Source organism: Streptomyces sp. NPDC057565 (assembly GCF_042801455.1).
Taxonomy (GTDB): domain Bacteria; phylum Actinomycetota; class Actinomycetes; order Streptomycetales; family Streptomycetaceae; genus Streptomyces; species Streptomyces yanii.
Window position 1 is genome coordinate 609493 of record NZ_JBHVFU010000003.1, and the last position, 17058, is coordinate 626550.

The 17058-nt window shown below is 70.9% G+C and carries 15 protein-coding genes and 1 pseudogene; 7 read left to right on the plus strand and 9 right to left on the minus strand.

Annotated elements, in window-relative coordinates; translation table 11 throughout:
* Positions 1–62 precede the first annotated feature (62 nt).
* The 5 genes from ACFU8W_RS09990 to ACFU8W_RS10010 form a co-directional block, all read right to left on the minus strand.
* Positions 63–722 carry a response regulator gene (locus ACFU8W_RS09990; RefSeq protein ID WP_384034204.1) on the minus strand — a complete coding sequence of 220 codons (660 nt, stop codon included), beginning with the start codon at positions 720–722 and terminating at the stop codon, positions 63–65.
* The gene (locus tag ACFU8W_RS09995) at positions 719–1969 is read right to left on the minus strand and encodes a sensor histidine kinase (RefSeq protein WP_384034207.1); all 1251 of its coding nucleotides are present in this window, start codon (positions 1967–1969) and stop codon (positions 719–721) included. Before ACFU8W_RS09995 ends, ACFU8W_RS09990 begins: the two co-directional genes overlap by 4 nt.
* The gene (locus ACFU8W_RS10000; protein ID WP_384034210.1) at positions 1966–2991 is read right to left on the minus strand and encodes a hypothetical protein; all 1026 of its coding nucleotides are present in this window, start codon (positions 2989–2991) and stop codon (positions 1966–1968) included. The genes ACFU8W_RS09995 and ACFU8W_RS10000 overlap by 4 nt, the downstream gene beginning before the upstream one ends.
* A 92-nt stretch (positions 2992–3083) precedes the next feature.
* The gene (locus ACFU8W_RS10005) at positions 3084–3563 is read right to left on the minus strand and encodes a GNAT family N-acetyltransferase (RefSeq protein WP_384034213.1); all 480 of its coding nucleotides are present in this window, start codon (positions 3561–3563) and stop codon (positions 3084–3086) included.
* Between the two features lie 3 nt (positions 3564–3566).
* Positions 3567–4337, minus strand: coding sequence for an IclR family transcriptional regulator (locus tag ACFU8W_RS10010; protein ID WP_037691667.1), 771 nt, complete (start codon positions 4335–4337; stop codon positions 3567–3569).
* A 137-nt stretch (positions 4338–4474) separates the two neighbouring features.
* On the opposite strand from ACFU8W_RS10010, the gene ACFU8W_RS10015 reads away from it, so the two are divergent.
* Together ACFU8W_RS10015 and ACFU8W_RS10020 are read left to right on the plus strand one after the other, a co-directional pair.
* The gene (locus ACFU8W_RS10015) at positions 4475–5995 is read left to right on the plus strand and encodes an aldehyde dehydrogenase (NADP(+)) (RefSeq protein WP_384034216.1); all 1521 of its coding nucleotides are present in this window, start codon (positions 4475–4477) and stop codon (positions 5993–5995) included.
* 2 nt (positions 5996–5997) lie between these two features.
* Positions 5998–6597, plus strand: coding sequence for a DUF1349 domain-containing protein (locus ACFU8W_RS10020; RefSeq protein ID WP_384034324.1), 600 nt, complete (start codon positions 5998–6000; stop codon positions 6595–6597).
* Positions 6598–6909: 312 nt separating this feature from the next.
* Here the strand turns inward: ACFU8W_RS10020 and ACFU8W_RS10025 are convergent, their stop codons facing one another.
* The 3 genes from ACFU8W_RS10025 to ACFU8W_RS10035 are packed head-to-tail and all read right to left on the minus strand — an operon-like array spanning position 6910 to position 11987.
* Positions 6910–9660, minus strand: a complete 2751-nt coding sequence (locus ACFU8W_RS10025; protein ID WP_384034219.1) for an alkaline phosphatase family protein — start codon at positions 9658–9660, stop codon at positions 6910–6912.
* 6 nt (positions 9661–9666) lie between these two features.
* Positions 9667–11049: an ABC transporter permease gene (locus ACFU8W_RS10030; RefSeq protein WP_384034222.1), complete on the minus strand. Its 1383-nt coding sequence runs from the start codon at positions 11047–11049 to the stop codon at positions 9667–9669.
* Positions 11046–11987, minus strand: coding sequence for an ABC transporter ATP-binding protein (locus ACFU8W_RS10035; protein WP_384034225.1), 942 nt, complete (start codon positions 11985–11987; stop codon positions 11046–11048). Before ACFU8W_RS10035 ends, ACFU8W_RS10030 begins: the two co-directional genes overlap by 4 nt.
* 692 nt (positions 11988–12679) lie before the next feature.
* Between ACFU8W_RS10035 and ACFU8W_RS10040 the strand changes: the two genes are divergently transcribed.
* The 3 genes from ACFU8W_RS10040 (at position 12680) to ACFU8W_RS10050 (ending at position 14795) form a co-directional block, all read left to right on the plus strand.
* Positions 12680–12808 (plus strand): hypothetical protein, encoded by a 129-nt coding sequence (locus ACFU8W_RS10040; protein ID WP_384034228.1) that lies wholly within the window; start codon positions 12680–12682, stop codon positions 12806–12808.
* A gap of 105 nt (positions 12809–12913) precedes the next feature.
* On the plus strand, positions 12914–13633 hold the full coding sequence (locus tag ACFU8W_RS10045; RefSeq protein ID WP_384034231.1) for a DsbA family oxidoreductase: 720 nt from the start codon (positions 12914–12916) through the stop codon (positions 13631–13633).
* 100 nt (positions 13634–13733) lie between these two features.
* The gene (locus tag ACFU8W_RS10050) at positions 13734–14795 is read left to right on the plus strand and encodes an aminotransferase class V-fold PLP-dependent enzyme (protein WP_384034234.1); all 1062 of its coding nucleotides are present in this window, start codon (positions 13734–13736) and stop codon (positions 14793–14795) included.
* Between the two features lie 20 nt (positions 14796–14815).
* Here the strand turns inward: ACFU8W_RS10050 and ACFU8W_RS10055 are convergent, their stop codons facing one another.
* Positions 14816–15310, minus strand: a complete 495-nt coding sequence (locus ACFU8W_RS10055) for a MarR family winged helix-turn-helix transcriptional regulator (RefSeq protein ID WP_384034237.1) — start codon at positions 15308–15310, stop codon at positions 14816–14818.
* Between the two features lie 147 nt (positions 15311–15457).
* Here ACFU8W_RS10055 and ACFU8W_RS10060 point away from each other — a divergent pair, with 147 nt between their 5' ends.
* Together ACFU8W_RS10060 and ACFU8W_RS10065 are read left to right on the plus strand one after the other, a co-directional pair.
* Entirely contained in the window at positions 15458–16528 is a 1071-nt protein-coding gene (locus tag ACFU8W_RS10060) for an alkene reductase (protein WP_384034240.1), read from the plus strand.
* Positions 16529–16687: 159 nt separating this feature from the next.
* Positions 16688–17058 (plus strand): annotated as a pseudogene (locus ACFU8W_RS10065) (IS1380 family transposase); the annotation flags it as partial.

Sequence of the window (17058 nt, forward strand, 5' to 3'; positions counted from 1 at the left end):
GGCGCGTTCCCGTCTGTGCCGCTTCTCACCGATTCTTCATACTGCGCGCCACAGGGCCCGGGTCAGCCGGGCGTGACGAACCCCGACTCGTACGCCGCGATCACCGCCTGAGTGCGGTCCCTGGCTCCGGTCTTCGCCAGCACCGCCGCCACGTGTGTCTTCGCCGTGGCCGGGCCCACCCGCAGCCGTTCCGCGATCTCCGCGTTGGCCAGCCCCGCCGTCATCAGCCGCAGCACCTCCGCCTCCCGTTCGGTGAGCCGGCCCACCCAGGGCGGTGCGGCGGACGCCTGCCGCCTGCCGTACTCGGCCGCCAGTCCCCGTACCGCCGACGGGAACAGCAGGGAGTCGCTGCGCGCGACCAGTCGCACCGCCTGGACCAGGTCCTCGGCCGCCGCGCGCTTCAGCAGGAAGCCCGCGGCTCCGGCGCGCAGGGCGTCGTACACGTAGGAGTCGTTCTCGAAGGTGGTGACGACGACGATCCGCGGGGGCGCGCCGAGCGAGCCGAGGATCTGCTCGGTGGCGCGGATCCCGTCGACCTCCGGCATCCGTACGTCCATCAGCACTACATCGGGGCGCAGCTCCCGCACGACGGAGACGGCCTCGGCGCCGGTCGCCGCCTCGCCGACGACCTGCAGGCCGGGTTCGGCGTCGAGGATGACGCGCAGGGCCATGCGGACCATGCGTTCGTCGTCGGCGACCACGACCCGGATGTCGGTGTTCATCGCTTCTCCTGTGCGGGGATGTGCAGGGGCAGCCGGGCGGTCAGCCGCCACCTGTCGTCGTCGTGCGGTCCGGCCTCGGCGCGGCCGCCGAGCAGGACGGCCCGTTCGGCGATGCCGCGCAGCCCGCGGCCGCCGCCGGGCCGTACCACCGGTGTCCGCCCGGACAGCGGGTTGTCCAGAGTGATCGCCAGCTCCTCGTCGCACACCGCGATCCGCAGCTCCACCGGTGCCGCCCGCCCGCCGTGCCGCAGCGCGTTGCTCAGCCCCTCCTGCACGATCCGGTACGCCGCACGGGACACGGCGGCGGGGACCGTACCCGGATCGCCCCGGGCGACGTACGACACGGGGACCCCGCAGCGGGCCAGCAGCCCGTCCAGTGCGTCGAGCGCCGGTCCCGTCAGTCCGTCCTCCCCCTCGTCCTCCTGTCGCAACAGGCCCAGCACGGAGTCGAGTTCACCGACCGTGCGCCGGGTGGTCTCCTCGATCGCGGCCAGCGCCTCGCGTACGAACTCCGGGTCGCTGTCCAGTACCCGGCGGGCCGCACCCGCCTGGAGCGTCACGGCGCTGAGCGCGTGGCCGACCGAGTCGTGCAGCTCCCGGGCCAGCCGGTTGCGGACCGCCAGGTCGGCCGCCCGGCGTTCGGCGGCGGCCAGCCGGTCGTCGGGGGTCGGGCCCAGCAGCAGCGGAGCGCGGCGGGCCAGCAGCGCCCCGGCCGCCGCCGCGCAGCCGGCCAGGGCGACCAGCATCGCAAGACCGGCGAAGGGCGCCAGGGCCAGCGCCCACGGCCGGGTCAGGGCCCGGGGCAGATCGAGCACCGCGGAGTTCCGTACGGAGGAGAGGAACGGCAGCGTCATCACGGTCACCGCGAAGGGTGTCAGCGCCAGCGTCATCCCGCTGATGACGGCGCCGAGCGCCAGATGCAGCGTGAGCCAGCCCGCGGTCCGTACCCTCGCCTGCCGGGTCCTGGCCGGACCGTCGGCGAGCCGCTCCGCGGGGACACCGCACAGGGCGCGGACCGCCGCCACCGACAGCGGTCGGGCGAGCGGGAAGAGACCGGTGACCGCGGCCATCGGCAGGGCGTACGCGAACGCGGTCAGTTGCAGCGGCAGCGAGTCGAAGGCGTTGCCGTCGCGGTTGTACATGCCGACGACCACGGTGCCGACCAGGAAGTACGGCATCAGCAGCGCGCCGCCGATGATCAGGTGCAGCCAGCGCAGCCGGGCCTGCCGGCCGAGGAGCAGGGTCACGCGGACGGTCCGGCGGGCTTCGTCGCCGCAGCGCGTTCCGCGAAGAAGTAGGCGCCCAGGGCGGCGACCAGGATCCCGACCAGCATCTGTACAGCGTAGGTGAGTTGCATCCCGGCCGTGGGCCGGTCGGCGATGTCGTCGACCGGGCCCAGCGCGACGATGCACAGATAGCCGCCCCAGCAGCCCAGTGCCCCGGAGCCGCCCCAGGCCAGCGCGAGCGGCACCCTGAGGGCGAGTGCACCGCGGCGGCGGAGGGCGAGCAGCAGGACACCGGCGACGGTGACGGCCGTGAACACCGTGTAGACCGCTTCGAGGGCGTAGAAGTCGCTCGTACGGTCCGCGATCCGGGTCTCGGTCAGACCGGCGGTCGATCCGGTCGCCCAGAGGAGATGGACGGTGCCGGGCACGAGCGCGAGGAGTGAGGCCACGACCGCGACGACCCGCAGCGCCGGTGCGGTCGGGCTCTGTGGCAGGTCGCTCAGCGTGCCCTGCCACAGATGACCCCAGCGGTCCCTGGCGTACAGGACGAACAGGGCGCCGAGGGTCAGGCCCTGGACGATGAAGCCGGTGTAGACGACGCCGTAGACCCACTCGTCGAGGAAGGGGCGCCCGTCCCCGCCGGACCCGGCGGTCGTCCCGCCGAACACCTTCACCAGCAGCTGCAGCGGGAAGCCGGTCATGATCGGAAGCAGCAGCCCGGTGGCCACCCACATCGGCACGGTGAGCAGCCAGGCCGGGACTCGTCGCCCCCACGCCTGGGTGAGCAGCAGGGCGAGGACCACGACCGTGCAGTCGAGGAGCACCGACGCACCGTTGGCCACGAGCATCGCGGTGCGGTGGTCGAGCAGCGTGCTGTCGGCGGGGACGCCGATGTGACTGCCCGCGATCCAGGCCGCCTTGAGCGAGATGTACGGCAGGCAGGCGGCGATCGCGAGGGTGCGGAGCACGGCGCGTGTCCGGCCGGTGGGCGGGGGCGGCGCCGGCGCGGTCCCGGTGGCGGGCGCCGTCGGTGTCTGTGTCATGACATCCACGCTCGCGCGCCCCGTCCGCCCGCACGTCCTGCCCGGCGACGATCCGTCTCCGCCGCGCGGCGGAGACGGCCCTCGACCGGCTCTCAGTCCAGCGTGAAGAGCAGTTCGTCGGTCAGCTCGCCGCGGGCGTGCGCGAAGCCCCGGTCCTTGCCCGTGACGGTGAACCCGCACTTCTGCAGCACCCGCACCGAACCGGCGTTGTCGGCCGCCGCCCGGGCGTGCAACGGCCGTTCCGGTACGGCCTCCAGCAGCGCCCGGAGCGCGGCGGTCGCGAGCCCCCGGCCCCAGTGAGGCCGGTCGATCCAGTACGTCACCTGCCGGTCGCCCTCGGACCCGTACACCCCGGCGTTGCCCACCACCTTGCCGTCGGCCAGCACCGTCCTCATCACCACGGTGCGACTGTCCAGGATCCGCGCCCAGTGGGCCTCGAACGCGGGCCGGTCGCCCGGGTCCTCACTGGTGAACGCGGCTGTCCGGACCGACTCCGGATCGGACATGTACGCGAAGAAGAGCGGCAGATCGCTGTCGCGCACCTCGCGCAGCGTGACCTCGGGCGCGCCCACGGGTCAGAGCCTGCGGGTGGCGAGCGTCAGCCGGTCCCGCGCGTCGAACAGCGCGTCCTTGACCATCTGCTCATGCGCCGGGGTGAGCCGGGCGACCGGAACCGAGCAGCTGATCGCGTCGCGCGCCGGCGTGCGGTACGGGATCGCGACGCCGAAGCAGCGCAGTCCCAGGGTGTTCTCCTCGCGGTCCACCGCGTACCCCTGCTCGCGGATGAGGTGCAGCTCCTCGATCAGCTTCTCGCGGTCGGTGAGGGTGTGCTCGGTCAGTGCGGGCAGTGTCTCCGGCAGCATCTTGCGGACCTGCTCGTCGCTGTGGGTGGCCAGCAGCGCCTTGCCGAGCGAGGTGGAGTGGGCGGGCAGCCGGCGGCCGACGCGGGTGAAGGGGCGCAGATAGTGCTGGGACTGGCGGGTGGCGAGGTAGACCACGTTCGTACCGTCGAGACGGGCGAGGTGGATGGTCTCCGTGGTGTCGTCGGAGAGCCGGTCGAGCGTCGGGCGGGCGGCCGCGACGACCTCGTCGCCGTCGATGTACGAGGTGCCGACCAGCAGCGCCCGGACGCCGATGCCGTACCGGGTCCCTGTCGCGTCGGTCTCCACCCAGCCCAGCTCGACCAGGGTGCGCAGCAGCATGTAGAGGCTCGACTTGGGGTAGCCGACGGCCTCCTGCACGGCCGCCAGCGAATGCATACCGGGACGCCCGGCGAAGTACTCGAGCAGCTCCACCGTCCGTACCGCGGACTTGACCTGTGCCCCACCTGACTCGGCAACCGACATCGCCCTCGCCCCTTCCAGCCCACTTCTTGCCAACACTGAACGCCCGGAAATAGAGTCCCTACATATTCACGATCAGGAACTCTGTTCAGAATACCGAACAACTTCTGATGTGTGGCAGAGGACCGGAAGGAAACACGGTGGCAACAGCACCAGTCTGGAGCGTCGACCCCCGCACCGGGAACCCGCGTGAGCAGGTTGCCGTGGAGGCTACAGCGGAGGAGGTCGATCGTGCGGTCCGGGCCGCACATGCCGTACGCGATGCACTCGCCGACCGCACCGTACGTGCCGCATTCCTGCGTACCGCGGCGGATCTGCTCACCGAGGCCGGGGAGCACGTCATCGAGGCCGCCGACGCCGAGACCGCACTCGGACCGGCCCGACTCACCGGTGAACTCGCCCGCACCGCCGCCCAGTTGCGCGCGTTCGCCGAGGTCGTCGACGAGGGCTCCTTCCTCGACATCCACATCGACCACGCGGACGCCACCCGCACCCCGCCGTGGCCCGACCTGCGCCGCTACAAGATCCCGCTCGGCGTCGTCGCCGTCTACGCGGCCAGCAACTTCCCGCTCGCCTTCTCCGTCCCCGGCGGCGACACCGCCAGTGCCCTGGCGGCCGGCTGCCCGGTCGTCGTCAAGGCACACCCCGACCACCCCGCCACCTCGGAGCTCTGCGCCTCCGTGCTGCGCAGGGCCGCCGCGAAGGTCGGGCTGCCCGAGGACGTACTCATCCTGGTGCACGGATTCGAGGCGGGCGTCGAGCTGGTCAAGCACCCGCTCGTGGCCGCCGCCGGGTTCACCGGCTCCATCCGTGGCGGACGGGCGCTGTTCGACGCCGCGGCCGCCCGGCCGGCCCCGATCCCGTTCCACGGCGAGCTCGGCTCCCTCAACCCCGTCGTCGTCACCGAGGCGGCCGCCGCCGAGCGCGGCGAGCAGATCGGTGCCGGGCTCGCGGGCTCGATGACCATGGGCGCGGGCCAGTTCTGCACCAAGCCCGGCTTCGTCCTGGCCCCCGTCGGCGAGACCGGCGACCGGCTGCTGAAGGCGCTGACCGAGGCGGTCAGCGACAGCGAGGCCGCCGTCATGCTCGACCACCGGATGCGGGACGCCTTCGTCGCAGGCGTACGCGAACGGGCCGAACTCCCCGACGTGGACGCCCCCGTCACCCCCGGCGCGGGCGGCGACCACACCGTCTCCGCCGGCTTCCTGACCGTTCCGGCACAGCTGCTCGCCACCGAAGGGCCGCACGACGCGCTCCTGGAGGAGTGCTTCGGCCCGGTCACCGTCGTCGCCCGCTATGCCTCCGAGGACGAGATCACCGCCGTCCTCTCCCGGCTTCCGGGCAACCTCACCGCCACCCTCCAGATCGCCACGGAGGGCGCCGACGCCGATGCCCCCGGACTCCTCACGGCCCTCACCCCGCTGGCCGGCCGGGTCCTCGTCAACGGCTGGCCGACCGGGGTCGCCGTCGCCCCCGCCCAGCACCACGGCGGTCCCTACCCGGCCACCACCTCCACCTCCACGTCGGTCGGCGCCACCGCGATCGAGCGCTGGCTGCGCCCGGTCAGCTACCAGACGACTCCGGAGGCCCTGCTGCCGCCGGAGCTGCGCGAGGACAACCCGCTGGGCCTGCCGCGCCGCGTCGACGGGCGCCGCGCGTGACGGTGAACCTGCCCGAACTCCCCTTTGAGCTACGGCCGTTCGGGCCCGAGGGGCAGTGGGCGTACGAGGGCGGCGCACTGACCGGCCGGGCGGGCGCCCGGCAGGACCGGTTCGTACCGCCGGGCGGTGACGGGCTCGCATCCGTGAGCGACGCACCGCGTCTGCTCGGCACCGCACCCGACGGCGACTTCCAGCTGATCGCCCGGGTGAAGGTCGGCTTCGCCGCGGCCTTCGACGCCGGAGTGCTCTACCTCCACGTCGGGGAACGGGAGTGGGCGAAACTCTGCCTGGAGTTCTCCCCGGCCGATCCCACCATCTGCACGGTCGTCACCCGCGGTCACTCCGACGACGCCAACTCCTTCGTCGTGGACGGCGACAGCTTCTGGCTGCGGCTCAGCCGCACCGGCAGCGCCTACGCCTTCCACGCCTCCGCCGACGGGGAGAAGTGGACCTTCGTCCGCACCTTCGCCCTCGGCTCAGCGGAGCAGCCGGCGGCCATCGGCTTCCTGGTCCAGTCGCCGACCGGCGAGGGCTGCCGGGCGTCGTTCGACCGGATCGCGTTCCGGCCGTCCGGGCTCGACGACCTGCGCGACGGCAGCTGAACCCTGGCGGGGGTTCGCTGTTGCGGTGCCCCGGTCCGGGGTGGCTGGTTCCGTCCTCAATCGCCGGACGGGCTTGAGGTGTCGGTCTGGGCCCTGGTGGCATGGTCGCCTGCCCCGGAGGGCCCCGCCCGCCCCACCACCCGGCAGGGGCGGGCCCACCCCGTTTCCATCGCGGCTTGCCCGATGGGCCGTCACGCGTCGGTGTTTCGGCAGCCTCTCCTTGCCGTACAGGAGACAGAAGAGGGCCCCTGGCCGGTGTCGCCGCCGGCCAGGGGCTCCTTTACGCGATCAGGCTGTGCTGACCGGCCAACGTCAGCCGTCGTTCTCCGCCGACGGGATGAACGCGCCCGGCACGTCCTGAGGAGCGTAGATCTTCTTCTCGCCCGGGAACGGCTTCTTCCAGTTGTACCGCTCGTACCAGGCCAAGTGGTTCATCTGCGCCGGGGGAGCATAGTCCGGCACGGCCCGGGGACCGGTCAGCCGCTGCTTCGACTTCCACTGGTCCCACTCGGCGGCGACGTTCTTCATGTCCGCCGGCACCGAGGCCGCCGGCACGGCCTCCGCCTTCGGGTTCTGCGCCGCGGGGGTGTCCAGACCACAGGACGGCGCGCCGTTCTTCACACCGTCGGTCAGCGAGACCCGGTTGGGCAGCGCGGTGAACGGCGTGAAGTCCGGGCTCTGGGTGAACGCCGCAGCCATCGGGGTGGCCGCGGTGTCCTTCTGGTTCATCGGCTGGATCCCAAGGATCTGCTCGATGGTCCGCATCATGTTGATCTGCGAGTAGTAGTGGCTGTCCACCGCGCCGTGCTTGGCCCAGGGGCTGATGATCTGGACCGGGGCGCGGTGGCCGTCGACGTGGTCGGTGCCGGCCTGGGAGTCGTCCTCGACGACGAAGATCGCCGAGTCCTTCCAGTACTTGCTGTGCGAGATCTCGTCAACGATCTTGCCGACGGCGAGGTCGTTGTCCGCGACCTGGGCGGCACCGCTCACCGGGCCACCGGTGTGGTCGCTGGAGAGCCAGAACATGTTCAGGTTCGCCGCACCGTTCTTCTGGAAGTCCTTCTTCCAGATCTCGGCGCGGTAGATGTCCGGGACGCTGGTGTCGAACTTCGGGTAGCCGTGCACCGACACGTCGTTGAGCGACGGGATCGGCGAGGTCGAGTTCAGCGGGTAGGCGGTGTCCTGACCGGTGGCCGCCATGTTCTTGGTGTCGCAGTACAGGTTCTGCCAGCTCGCGCCCGACGGCTTGGTCAGGAACTGCTGGAACTCACCGAAGTTGCGGACGGACTTGCCGGCGTCCTGCGCACCGGTCCAGATGAAGCCGGTCCGCTGGTGGCCGAGGGCGTCGTCCTCGGTGTCGTAGCTGCGGGTGTACTCACCGGCGGAGGACTCGGTGTACTCCGGGTTGTCGGACTGCATCAGCCAGTTGTGGCCCTCGGCGGAGTTCGTGCCGATGTCGTACGTGTTGTCGTACAGGCCGAACTTCCGGGCCAGGGCGTGCTGGTTCGGCGTGACGTTCTCGCCGTACTGCGCCAGCGACGGGTCGCCGTTGCCCTCCGGCATGTCACCGAAGACCTGGTCGTAGGTCCGGTTCTCCTTGACGAGCAGGAAGACGTGCTTGATCGTCGAGGGGTCGCCGAGCTTGACCGGGACCGGCACCGGCTTGGCAGGGGAGCCGTCGGACTTCTTGAGCGACTCGCCGTTCCAGCCGTTCTGCTTGAAGACCTTGCCGGTGTAGGACCTGATCACGCTGTCGTCGGGCAGCGTGAACTTCTGCACGCTCGACGTCGTGTCGTGGGTGCCGTGACCGCTGGCCTTACGGCGCGCGTCGACACCACGGGTGTTGGAGACGTAGACCTGGTCGCCGACAGTGGTGATCTCCGACGGGAAGTAGTCCGTCGGGAGCAGACCGACGTAGCTCACCGGCTCCTGCGCGGAGGTGTACTTGTAGACCGCGACCGCGTTGGCACGGCCGAGGGTCACCAGCAGGTGACCGTCGTCGGTGAGGGTCACCGCGTCGGGCTCGTAACCCACCGAGGCCTCGGCCCACGGCTGGGTGGCGATGGTCTGGACGACCTTGTCCTTCGCCGTGTCGATGACCGACACGTCGTTGGTCGCGGTGTTGGTGACGAACAGCGCCCCGTTCTTGGCGTACAGGGCGGTCGGGTGCAGACCGACCTCGATGCTGGAGGGGGCGGCCTCCTGGTTCGCCAGGTCGATGACGCTGACCGTGCCGCTGGTGGTGGCAGCGGTCTTCTGGTCGGCGAGTACCTGCGTGCCGTACGAGTTGATCGTGGGCTCGCCGGGCTTGGCCGGGCGGCCACCCTCGTTGCTGACGTAGAGCTTGTCGCCGACGACGATCATGTCGCGCGGGGCGTTGCCCACGGCCCAGCTCTGCTTGATGGTCCCGGTCGCCGCGTCGATGGAGACGACCCGGTTCTGGCCGTTGACCGCGGAGTACACGGTCTTGCCGTCGGCCGAGAACACCGCCTCGCCCACCAGGGCCTTCTTGGAACCCTGAGCCGGGATGGTGACGGTCCTCGGGCTGGAGACGCTGCCGTCCGCGTTCACGGTGAACACGGTGTAGCCGTCCGGCTGGCCCAGCCACAGCTGCTTGCCGTCGGGCGAGTACGTCGGGCCTTCCTGGCCCACGTTGTTGCTGCTGATGCGGGGGTTGGACGACGCGGCGTTGCTGACGAGCTGCTGCTTCTTCCAGTTCTTCAGGTCCACGATGGCCAGGGCCGCGCCACCGTCGGTGACCGAGGCGGCCATGTGCGTGCCGTCCGGGCTGACCGAGGACGACATGATCTTGCCCTCGTTGATGACAAGACGGTCGCCGTACGGGGCGATGTACTGGTTGCCGGAGACGACCTGGCCGTCGGCGGTGACCTGACCGACCTGGTCCGTGCCGAACTGGTGGGTCTGCGCGAACGCCGTGCCGGCGACCACGAGAGCGACGGCGGTGGTGCCGGCCGTCAACAGCGGTATCCGGCGGCCGATGAGTCTACCGAGGAGGCTGATCCGAGCTTCCTCGGCGAGCTTGCGGCGGCGAGTTACCTGCATGGAGTGTTATCCCTTCGGGGTGGTGTCGAGCAGCTCGACGTTGCCGTCGAACTGCCACAGCGGGTTCGGTGCGTCGCCTTCGGGGGTCCGCACCAGGAAGTAGCCGTTCACTTCCTTCGGTCCATCGCCATCGGCCATGAACCGCCCGTCCGGAGTGACGTCGAGTTGGTAGATGGCCTGTCCTGAGGCCTCGACGCCGGGAAGATGCCAGGTGACGACGCAGCGCCAGTCGTTGCCCGGGCCCTGCGCTGCGACCCTGGTGCTTCCCTTGTTGCACGCCGCCGTGGCCTTCAACTGGGCCTCGGTGACGGCGGGTCGGTTGAGTTGGTCGGTCTGCATGCGGTACAGGTGCGCGAACGCCGTGGCGACCGAGCGCTGCACCTTGTTCTGATCGATCCCGGAGCCCGTCGCCGAGGTCGTCGCGGCGACGACCGCGAACGACACGGCGGCCACTCCGACGAGCGGCAGGACTCCGACGGTGATCGCGCGGCGGCCCGAACCGTCGTGGGTCGGGTTGGTGAATTCGCGCCGTACGAAGAGCAGGTAGGCCAGCGCCGTCGCGACCACGGCCCACACGAGGCTGACGACGATGCCGATCAGCAGCGGGCCGAGCTGCTGCGGGCCGGTGAACAGTCCGTTCCAGGAGATGAAGGCGTAGCTGGGCAGGGCGACCCGGACGGCCACGGGGAGCGGCAGCATCTGGGCTACCGCCATCGCGAGCGAGACGAGTACGGGCACCAGCAGCCCCATCGGGGAGCGTCCCAGCGTGACCGACCCGAGGAAGCCGAGCGCGGCGAGCGCCAGGGTCGGAGCGAGGACGCAGATCCAGGAGAGCAGGACCTGAACGGCGGCGTCCGACGGCGCCAGGAGGTGGCCGTCGAGGCCGACCAGCGGCTGGTTGCCGACCGCAAGGAGGCCGCCGACCGTGCTGGAGACCGCGAGCCCGGCCACGAGCAGCAGCAGGACGGTGAGGCTGGCGGCTGCCTTCGCCACGAAGATCCGCCGAGGCGAGCGGACCGCCACGAGCAGCTGGCGCCAGGTGCCGAGCCGGTCCTCGGAGGCGAACACGTCACCGGCCACGATCGAGGTCAGCAGCGGGAGCGCCCAGGCCCCCGCGAAACCGAGCATCACCAGCGGCCCGGCCCACCCGGAAGCGTGCATCCAGCGCCCGAAGAGGGTGTCCACGGGAAGCGTGGCCTGCTGGCTCACGCCGGCGACGAAGAGGGCGGGAACGATCCAGCAGGCGAGGACCAGCAGGCGGATCCGCCACTGTGAGACGAGCTTGACGAACTCGAAGCGACAGACGCGGGTGACGGGGACGCGAGGGCCCCTGGTCACCTGCTCGTATTCCTGCTCCTGTTCCCGGCTCGGGGTGAGGGTCGCGGTCATCGGCCGGCCTCCTGCTGTTCGGTGAGGGCGAGAAACGCGGCTTCGAGCGGCGACACCACGGGGGCGAGCTCGCGCACCGCGATGCCCGCGTGCACCAGCCCCGCAACCAGTTCGTCGAGGGCGGGCACCTGCGCGCGCACGACGAGCGTGTGGGCGTCGTGCCGTACGTCGGCGTCGTCGACGACCTGGATCCCGGCCGTGTCGACAGCCAGTCCGCGGGCGGCCTGCGGGTCGGAGGCGAGCAGCCGGTAGTCGAGTTCGCGGTCGTCGGTGGCCAGCTTGCTCAGCGGGCCGGAGAAGACGACGCGTCCGGCAGCGAGGATGGTCACCTCGGAGCACAGCGCCTCGAGGTCGTCCATGTTGTGGCTCGAGAGCACGACGGCGGTCCCGTCGGCCGCGAGCCGGTTGAGGACACCGTGCACGTGCTTCTTGCCCGCCGGGTCGAGGCCGTTGGACGGTTCGTCGAGCACGAGCAGCCGGGGCTTGGTCAGCAGGGCGGCGGCGAGTCCGAGCCGCTGGCGCATGCCGAGGGAGAAGCCGCGGGTGCGGTCGTCGGCGACGCCGGTGAGGCCGACCTCGTCGAGTACGTCGTCGACTTCCGCCGTGCGCGCGTCGTGGCCGCGGAGTGCGGCCAGCGCGGCGAGGTTCTGCCGTGGGGTGAGCGAGGGGTAGAGAGCGGGACTGTCCACGAAGCCGGCGACACCGTCGGGAGCGTCGAGTGCCCGCCCGACCGGTGTGCCCAGGACCTCGAGGCGACCGCTGTCGGCAACCGCGAGCCCCAGCAGGAGGCCGAGCAAGGTCGTCTTCCCGGCGCCGTTCGGTCCGACCAGGCCATGGATCTGCCCCCGCGTCACATCGAGGTCTATGCCGTCGAGCGCGACGACGTCGCCGAAACACTTCGTGACGCCGCGAGCCCGGATGGCGTTGTGTGTGTCCATGAACCCCTTCTTTCGAAACCCTCAGAGACCTTAGGGACGGCGCACAGCGCAGGCAGGGACGGCCAGTTGAATATTCGTGTAATGGGAAACGACCGGCAGGCGCTGCGCCGGTGCCTCGCCGGTAGCCGTCACCCGCACCTTTTCGATGCCGGATCGCAGAGCTCACCGGGCCACCGGGCACGTGCGGTCGCAAGCATCGCCGCCAGTTGGATCGTGATCACGACAGGGCATCGGCAGGTCCCGTGTGCACGAAGTAACCAGCATCGGGCGGCCGGACTTGGGCCACAGCTGGATGCACCGACTCCGTACGAACTGCCGTGCCCGCAATCCGGTGCGCTACCGGCGCGAAGCGTGCCCGGGACGCACCGTGCAGGCACCGCACCAGTGTCGAAGGCGGCGGGTTCGGCAACACCCCTGATCTCCAGCGGCACTTGCATGCCCATCGCGAGATCCCGCCCGCAGACGAACAGCAGATCACGCCGCCCTCGTGCGGTCCGCCGCGCGGGACGGCGCGGCGGGACGGACGGGCGCGCGGGGGCCGGCGCGGCGGGACGGACGGGCGCGCGGGGGCCGGCGCCGCTGCCGGCCGGTGCGGTCGTGGGGAGCGTGGCGCCGGTGAACCAGGGTCTGTCTCCGGTTGTGATCACACTCGGCGGAGTGTCCCTTCGCCGGAGACAGGAGGAGGAACCGGAGTGAGTTACGTCAAACCTCTCCACATCCGCGTCCGGGAGTGCGGGGCCCGCGGAGCCGTCCTCGACCGGGACATCAACACGGCGGTCCACGTCGCCATGGCCCCCGGGGCGGCGCGGGACCGGCCGTAGGCAACCGGGGGAATCAGGGCGTCCGCTCCTGCGTTATGAAATGGGCGGAGACTGACTCCGCGCTGCCCGAGCCGTTCGTACGAGAACACGGAGAGAAGAAGAGACATGCGCGTCGAGATCTGGAGCGACATCGCCTGCCCCTGGTGCTACATCGGGAAGGCCCGCTTCGAGAAGGGCCTGGCGGGGTTCGCCCACCGCGACGAGGTCGAGGTCGTGCACCGGTCCTTCGAGCTCGACCCCACGTACGCCAAGGGCGACACCGTGCAGGTCATCGACATGCTGGCGCAGAAGTACGGGCGCACCCGGGAAGAGGCGAAGGCCATGGAGGCGAATGTCGCGGCCAACGCGCAGGCCGAGGGACTCGGCTACCGCACCGAGGGCCGCGACCACGGCAACACCTTCGACATCCACCGGCTGCTCCACCTGGCCAAGGCTCGCGGCCGCCAGGACGAGCTGCTGAGCCTCGCCTACCGGGCGAACTTCGCCGAGGAGCGGTCCGTCTTCGACGGTGACGTGCTGGTCGAGCTGGCCGTCGAGGCCGGGCTCGACGTCGATGAGGCGCGCGCCGTCCTCGCCGACCCCGAGGCGTACGCCGACGAGGTGCGGGCCGACGAGCGCGAGGCGTCCGAGCTGGGGGCCAACGCGGTGCCGTTCTTCGTGCTCGACCGGCGGTACGGGATCTCCGGCGGCCAGCCCGCCGAGGTGTTCGCCCAGGCGCTGGAGCAGGCGTGGAAGGACCGTCCGCTGACCGCAATCGGCTCGGACGCGGCAGCCTGCGACGCCGACGGGGCGTGCGAGGTCCCGCAGCCCGGCGTACAGAGCTGACCCGCTCCATCCCGCCCGGCTGCGCACATGAGCATTGCTTGGGGACACCCCTCAATTCTTCGTGATTGACGATGAGTTGAGGGGGCTTCAGGGTGGGCGTATGGAGATCTCCTCGCTCACCCAGGCGGCAGGCGCCGAGTTTGCGCCCAAGACCACGTATCTCAACACCTCCAGCTGCGGGCTGCTGCCCCGCCGCACCGTCGAGGCGGTGAAGGCGCTCGCCGACGAGAATGCCGCGGGCACCGGTGCGGGCGCGGGCAGCTTCGACGCCGTGGACGCCGCACGGGTCCGGTTCGCCGGTCTCGTCGGCGTCGGCCCCGACCGGGTCGCCACCGGCAGCTCGGTCGCCGTGCATGTCGGTCTGATCGCGGCCTCGCTGGAGCCGGGCGCCGAAGTGCTGGTTCCCGAGGGGGAGTTCAGCTCGGTCGTCGGCCCCTTCGCGGCCCGCGGGGATCTGCGGATGCGGTACGTCCCGCTGGACGGCATGGCCGAGGCGGTGCGGCCCACGACCTCGCTGGTCGCCCTTTCCTCCGTGCAGTCCGCCGACGGCCGACTCGCCGACCTCGACGCGGTCCGGGCGGCGGCCGCCGCGCACGGAGCCCGGGTCCTGCTCGACGCCACCCAGTCCGCGGGCTGGCTTCCGCTGGACGCCGGGGCCTACGACTACACCGTCACGGGCGGCTTCAAGTTCCTGCTCTGCCCGCGCGGTACGTCGTTCCTCACGGTCACCGAGGAGGCGCAGGAGACCCTGCCGCCCCTCTTCGCGAGCTGGGTGGCCGGCGAGGACCGCTGGAACAGCACCTACGGTCCGATCGGCCGGCTCGCCGGTACCGCGCGCCGCTTCGACGAGGCGCCCGCCTTCCTCGCCTACCACGGCGCCGAGCACTCCCTCGCACTGCTGGCCGAGATCGGCATCGACGCCGTACACGCCCACAACACCGCGCTCGCCGCCCGGTTCCGTACCGGGCTGGCCGGGATCGGTCACGAACCGGTGCCCGGCCGGACCGCGATCGTCGCCGTGCCGGGTCTCGGCGGCCGGGAGCCCGCGCTGGCGCGGGCCGGGATCACGGTCTCGGACCGGGCCGGGAATCTACGGGCGGCATTCCACCTCTACAACACGCAGGCCGATGTGGACCGCGCGCTGGAGGTGCTGGCGGGCTGACCGTCCCGGCCCGCTTCAGGTCAGCGGGAATCCGGGCAGCACTCGGACTGGTGGCAGAGGTTCTCCTCGACCTTCGCCAGCAGCCGGGCCAGCTCGGTGCGCTCCGCCGCGTCGAGACCGGCGAGCGTGTGCTCCTCCAGATCCGTCCAGGCGCGCTCCACATCGGAGTGCAGCGCGCAGCTGTCGGCACTGGCCTCGACCAGGACGGCCCGCCGGTCGTCCGGGTCGGGGCAGCGGCGGACGTGTCCGGCCTGTTCGAGCCGCTGGAGCATCTTGGTGACGGTCGACGGGTCGAGGTCGACCGCCTTGATCAGCTCCGACTGGCGCACCGCGCCCGCATCCCACAGGTGCATCATCAGGAACTCCTGGCCGGGGTAGAGCCCGGCTGCCCGGAGCGCCTTGCCCGCGGCGATCCGGTGCAACCGGGCGACCCGTGAGACGGCATGACTGACCGGGCCGCCGCGGGCGGCGCTCGGCAGCTCGGTACAGGCGGGGTCGACGGGTTCGGCCTTCATGGGGACTCCTCGGGGCGATGCTCCGGCCTGGTCCGTGGCCGGTTCCTGCGCTTGCTGCGCACTTTACCTTGGTCGGCCAATTAATGGGTTACAGTGACGCAGAACCGAAATACTTGGCCGACCATGTAATTTTCTTTGGGGGCTCCCATGACCACCGCATTCGACCCGATCGATCTGTCCGGCACCCAGCTCGCCAACCGCATCGCCATGGCCCCGATGACTCGCAGCCGGGCCGGTGAGGGTGGCACCGCCACCGATCTCACCGTCGAGTACTACGCCCAGCGCGCCTCCGCCGGGCTCATCATCACCGAGGGTATCCAGCCGTCCGTCGTCGGCCAGGGCTACCCCTTCACCCCGGGCCTGCACAGCGCGGAGCAGGTCGCGTCCTGGCGCAAGGTCACCGACGCGGTGCACGCGGCGGGCGGCAGGATCTTCGCCCAGCTCATGCACGCGGGCCGGATCGGCCACCCGGACCTGCTGCCGGACGGGCTCGCCCCCGTCAGCGCCTCCCCGGTCAAGCCCGCCGGACAGCTCTACACCGGCACGGGGCTGGAGGACTTCACCACACCGCGCGAACTGACCGACGACGAGGTCCGGCAGACCATAGCCGACTTCGCGACGGCCGCCCGCAACGCGGTCGACGCAGGCTTCGACGGGGTCGAGCTGCACGGCGCGAACGGCTACCTCATCCACCAGTTCCTCGCCCCCAACACCAACCTGCGCACCGACGAGTGGGGCGGCTCCGAGCAGGCCCGTATCCGCTTCGCCGTCGAGGTGGTCAAGGCCGTCGCCGGCGAGATCGGCGCGGAGCGCACCGGGCTGCGCATCTCGCCCGGAAACCCGTACAACGACATCGACGAGCCCGCGCCGGACGCGGTCTACACCGCGCTGGTGGGGGAGATCGAACCGCTCGGCCTCGCCTATCTGCACATCCTGGAGGCGGTGGAGATCCGCGAGCTGACCCTCGCGCTGCGCAAGCAGTTCTCCGGCACCTTCGTCATCAACGTGCTGACGGACGGGCCGACCGGACCGGACGACCACTCGGTGATCGACGACGGGATCGCCGACATCATCTCGTACGGCGCTCTGTTCATCGCCAACCCGGACCTGCCGGCCCGCCTGAAGGCCGGCGGCCCGTTCAACACCCCTGACCCGTCCACCTTCTTCGGCGGGGACGCCAAGGGCTACGTCGACTATCCGGCACTGGACGCCGCCTAAGCCTCGATCCACCGGGTGATGGTTCGTCCAGTGCCTGGACATGAAAGTGGAGATGCACTCTGACCTGGGAAAATAGGAGTTCTCTAGGCTTCTACTCAACCAGTTCGGAGGTGCATCTCCGGGATGCATTCTTCCACGCCGCCACGTGCGGTGTCCGCTGTGTTCGATGACCCGAACCTGGTTGCGCATGCCGGGCTGGTTCCGGTGATGCGGCTGGCCGAACGGTGTGGGCTGTCGGACCTGGTGACGCAGAAGGTGAAGCTGACCGGGACGACGAACGGCGCGGGTGCGTCGGCGGACTCGAAGGTCAGCAGCATCGTGGCCGGCATGGCGGCGGGCGCGGACAGTATCGACGACCTCCGCGTGCTGCGGCACGGGGCGATGCCGGCTGTGTTCGGCGGTATTCGCGCCCCGTCCACGCTGGGCACCTTCCTCCGCGCGTTCACCCACGGTCACGCCCTCCAACTCCACGCTGTGCACCGCAGATTCCTGGCCGCGCTGGCCGCGCACACTCCACTGCTGCCCGGCTC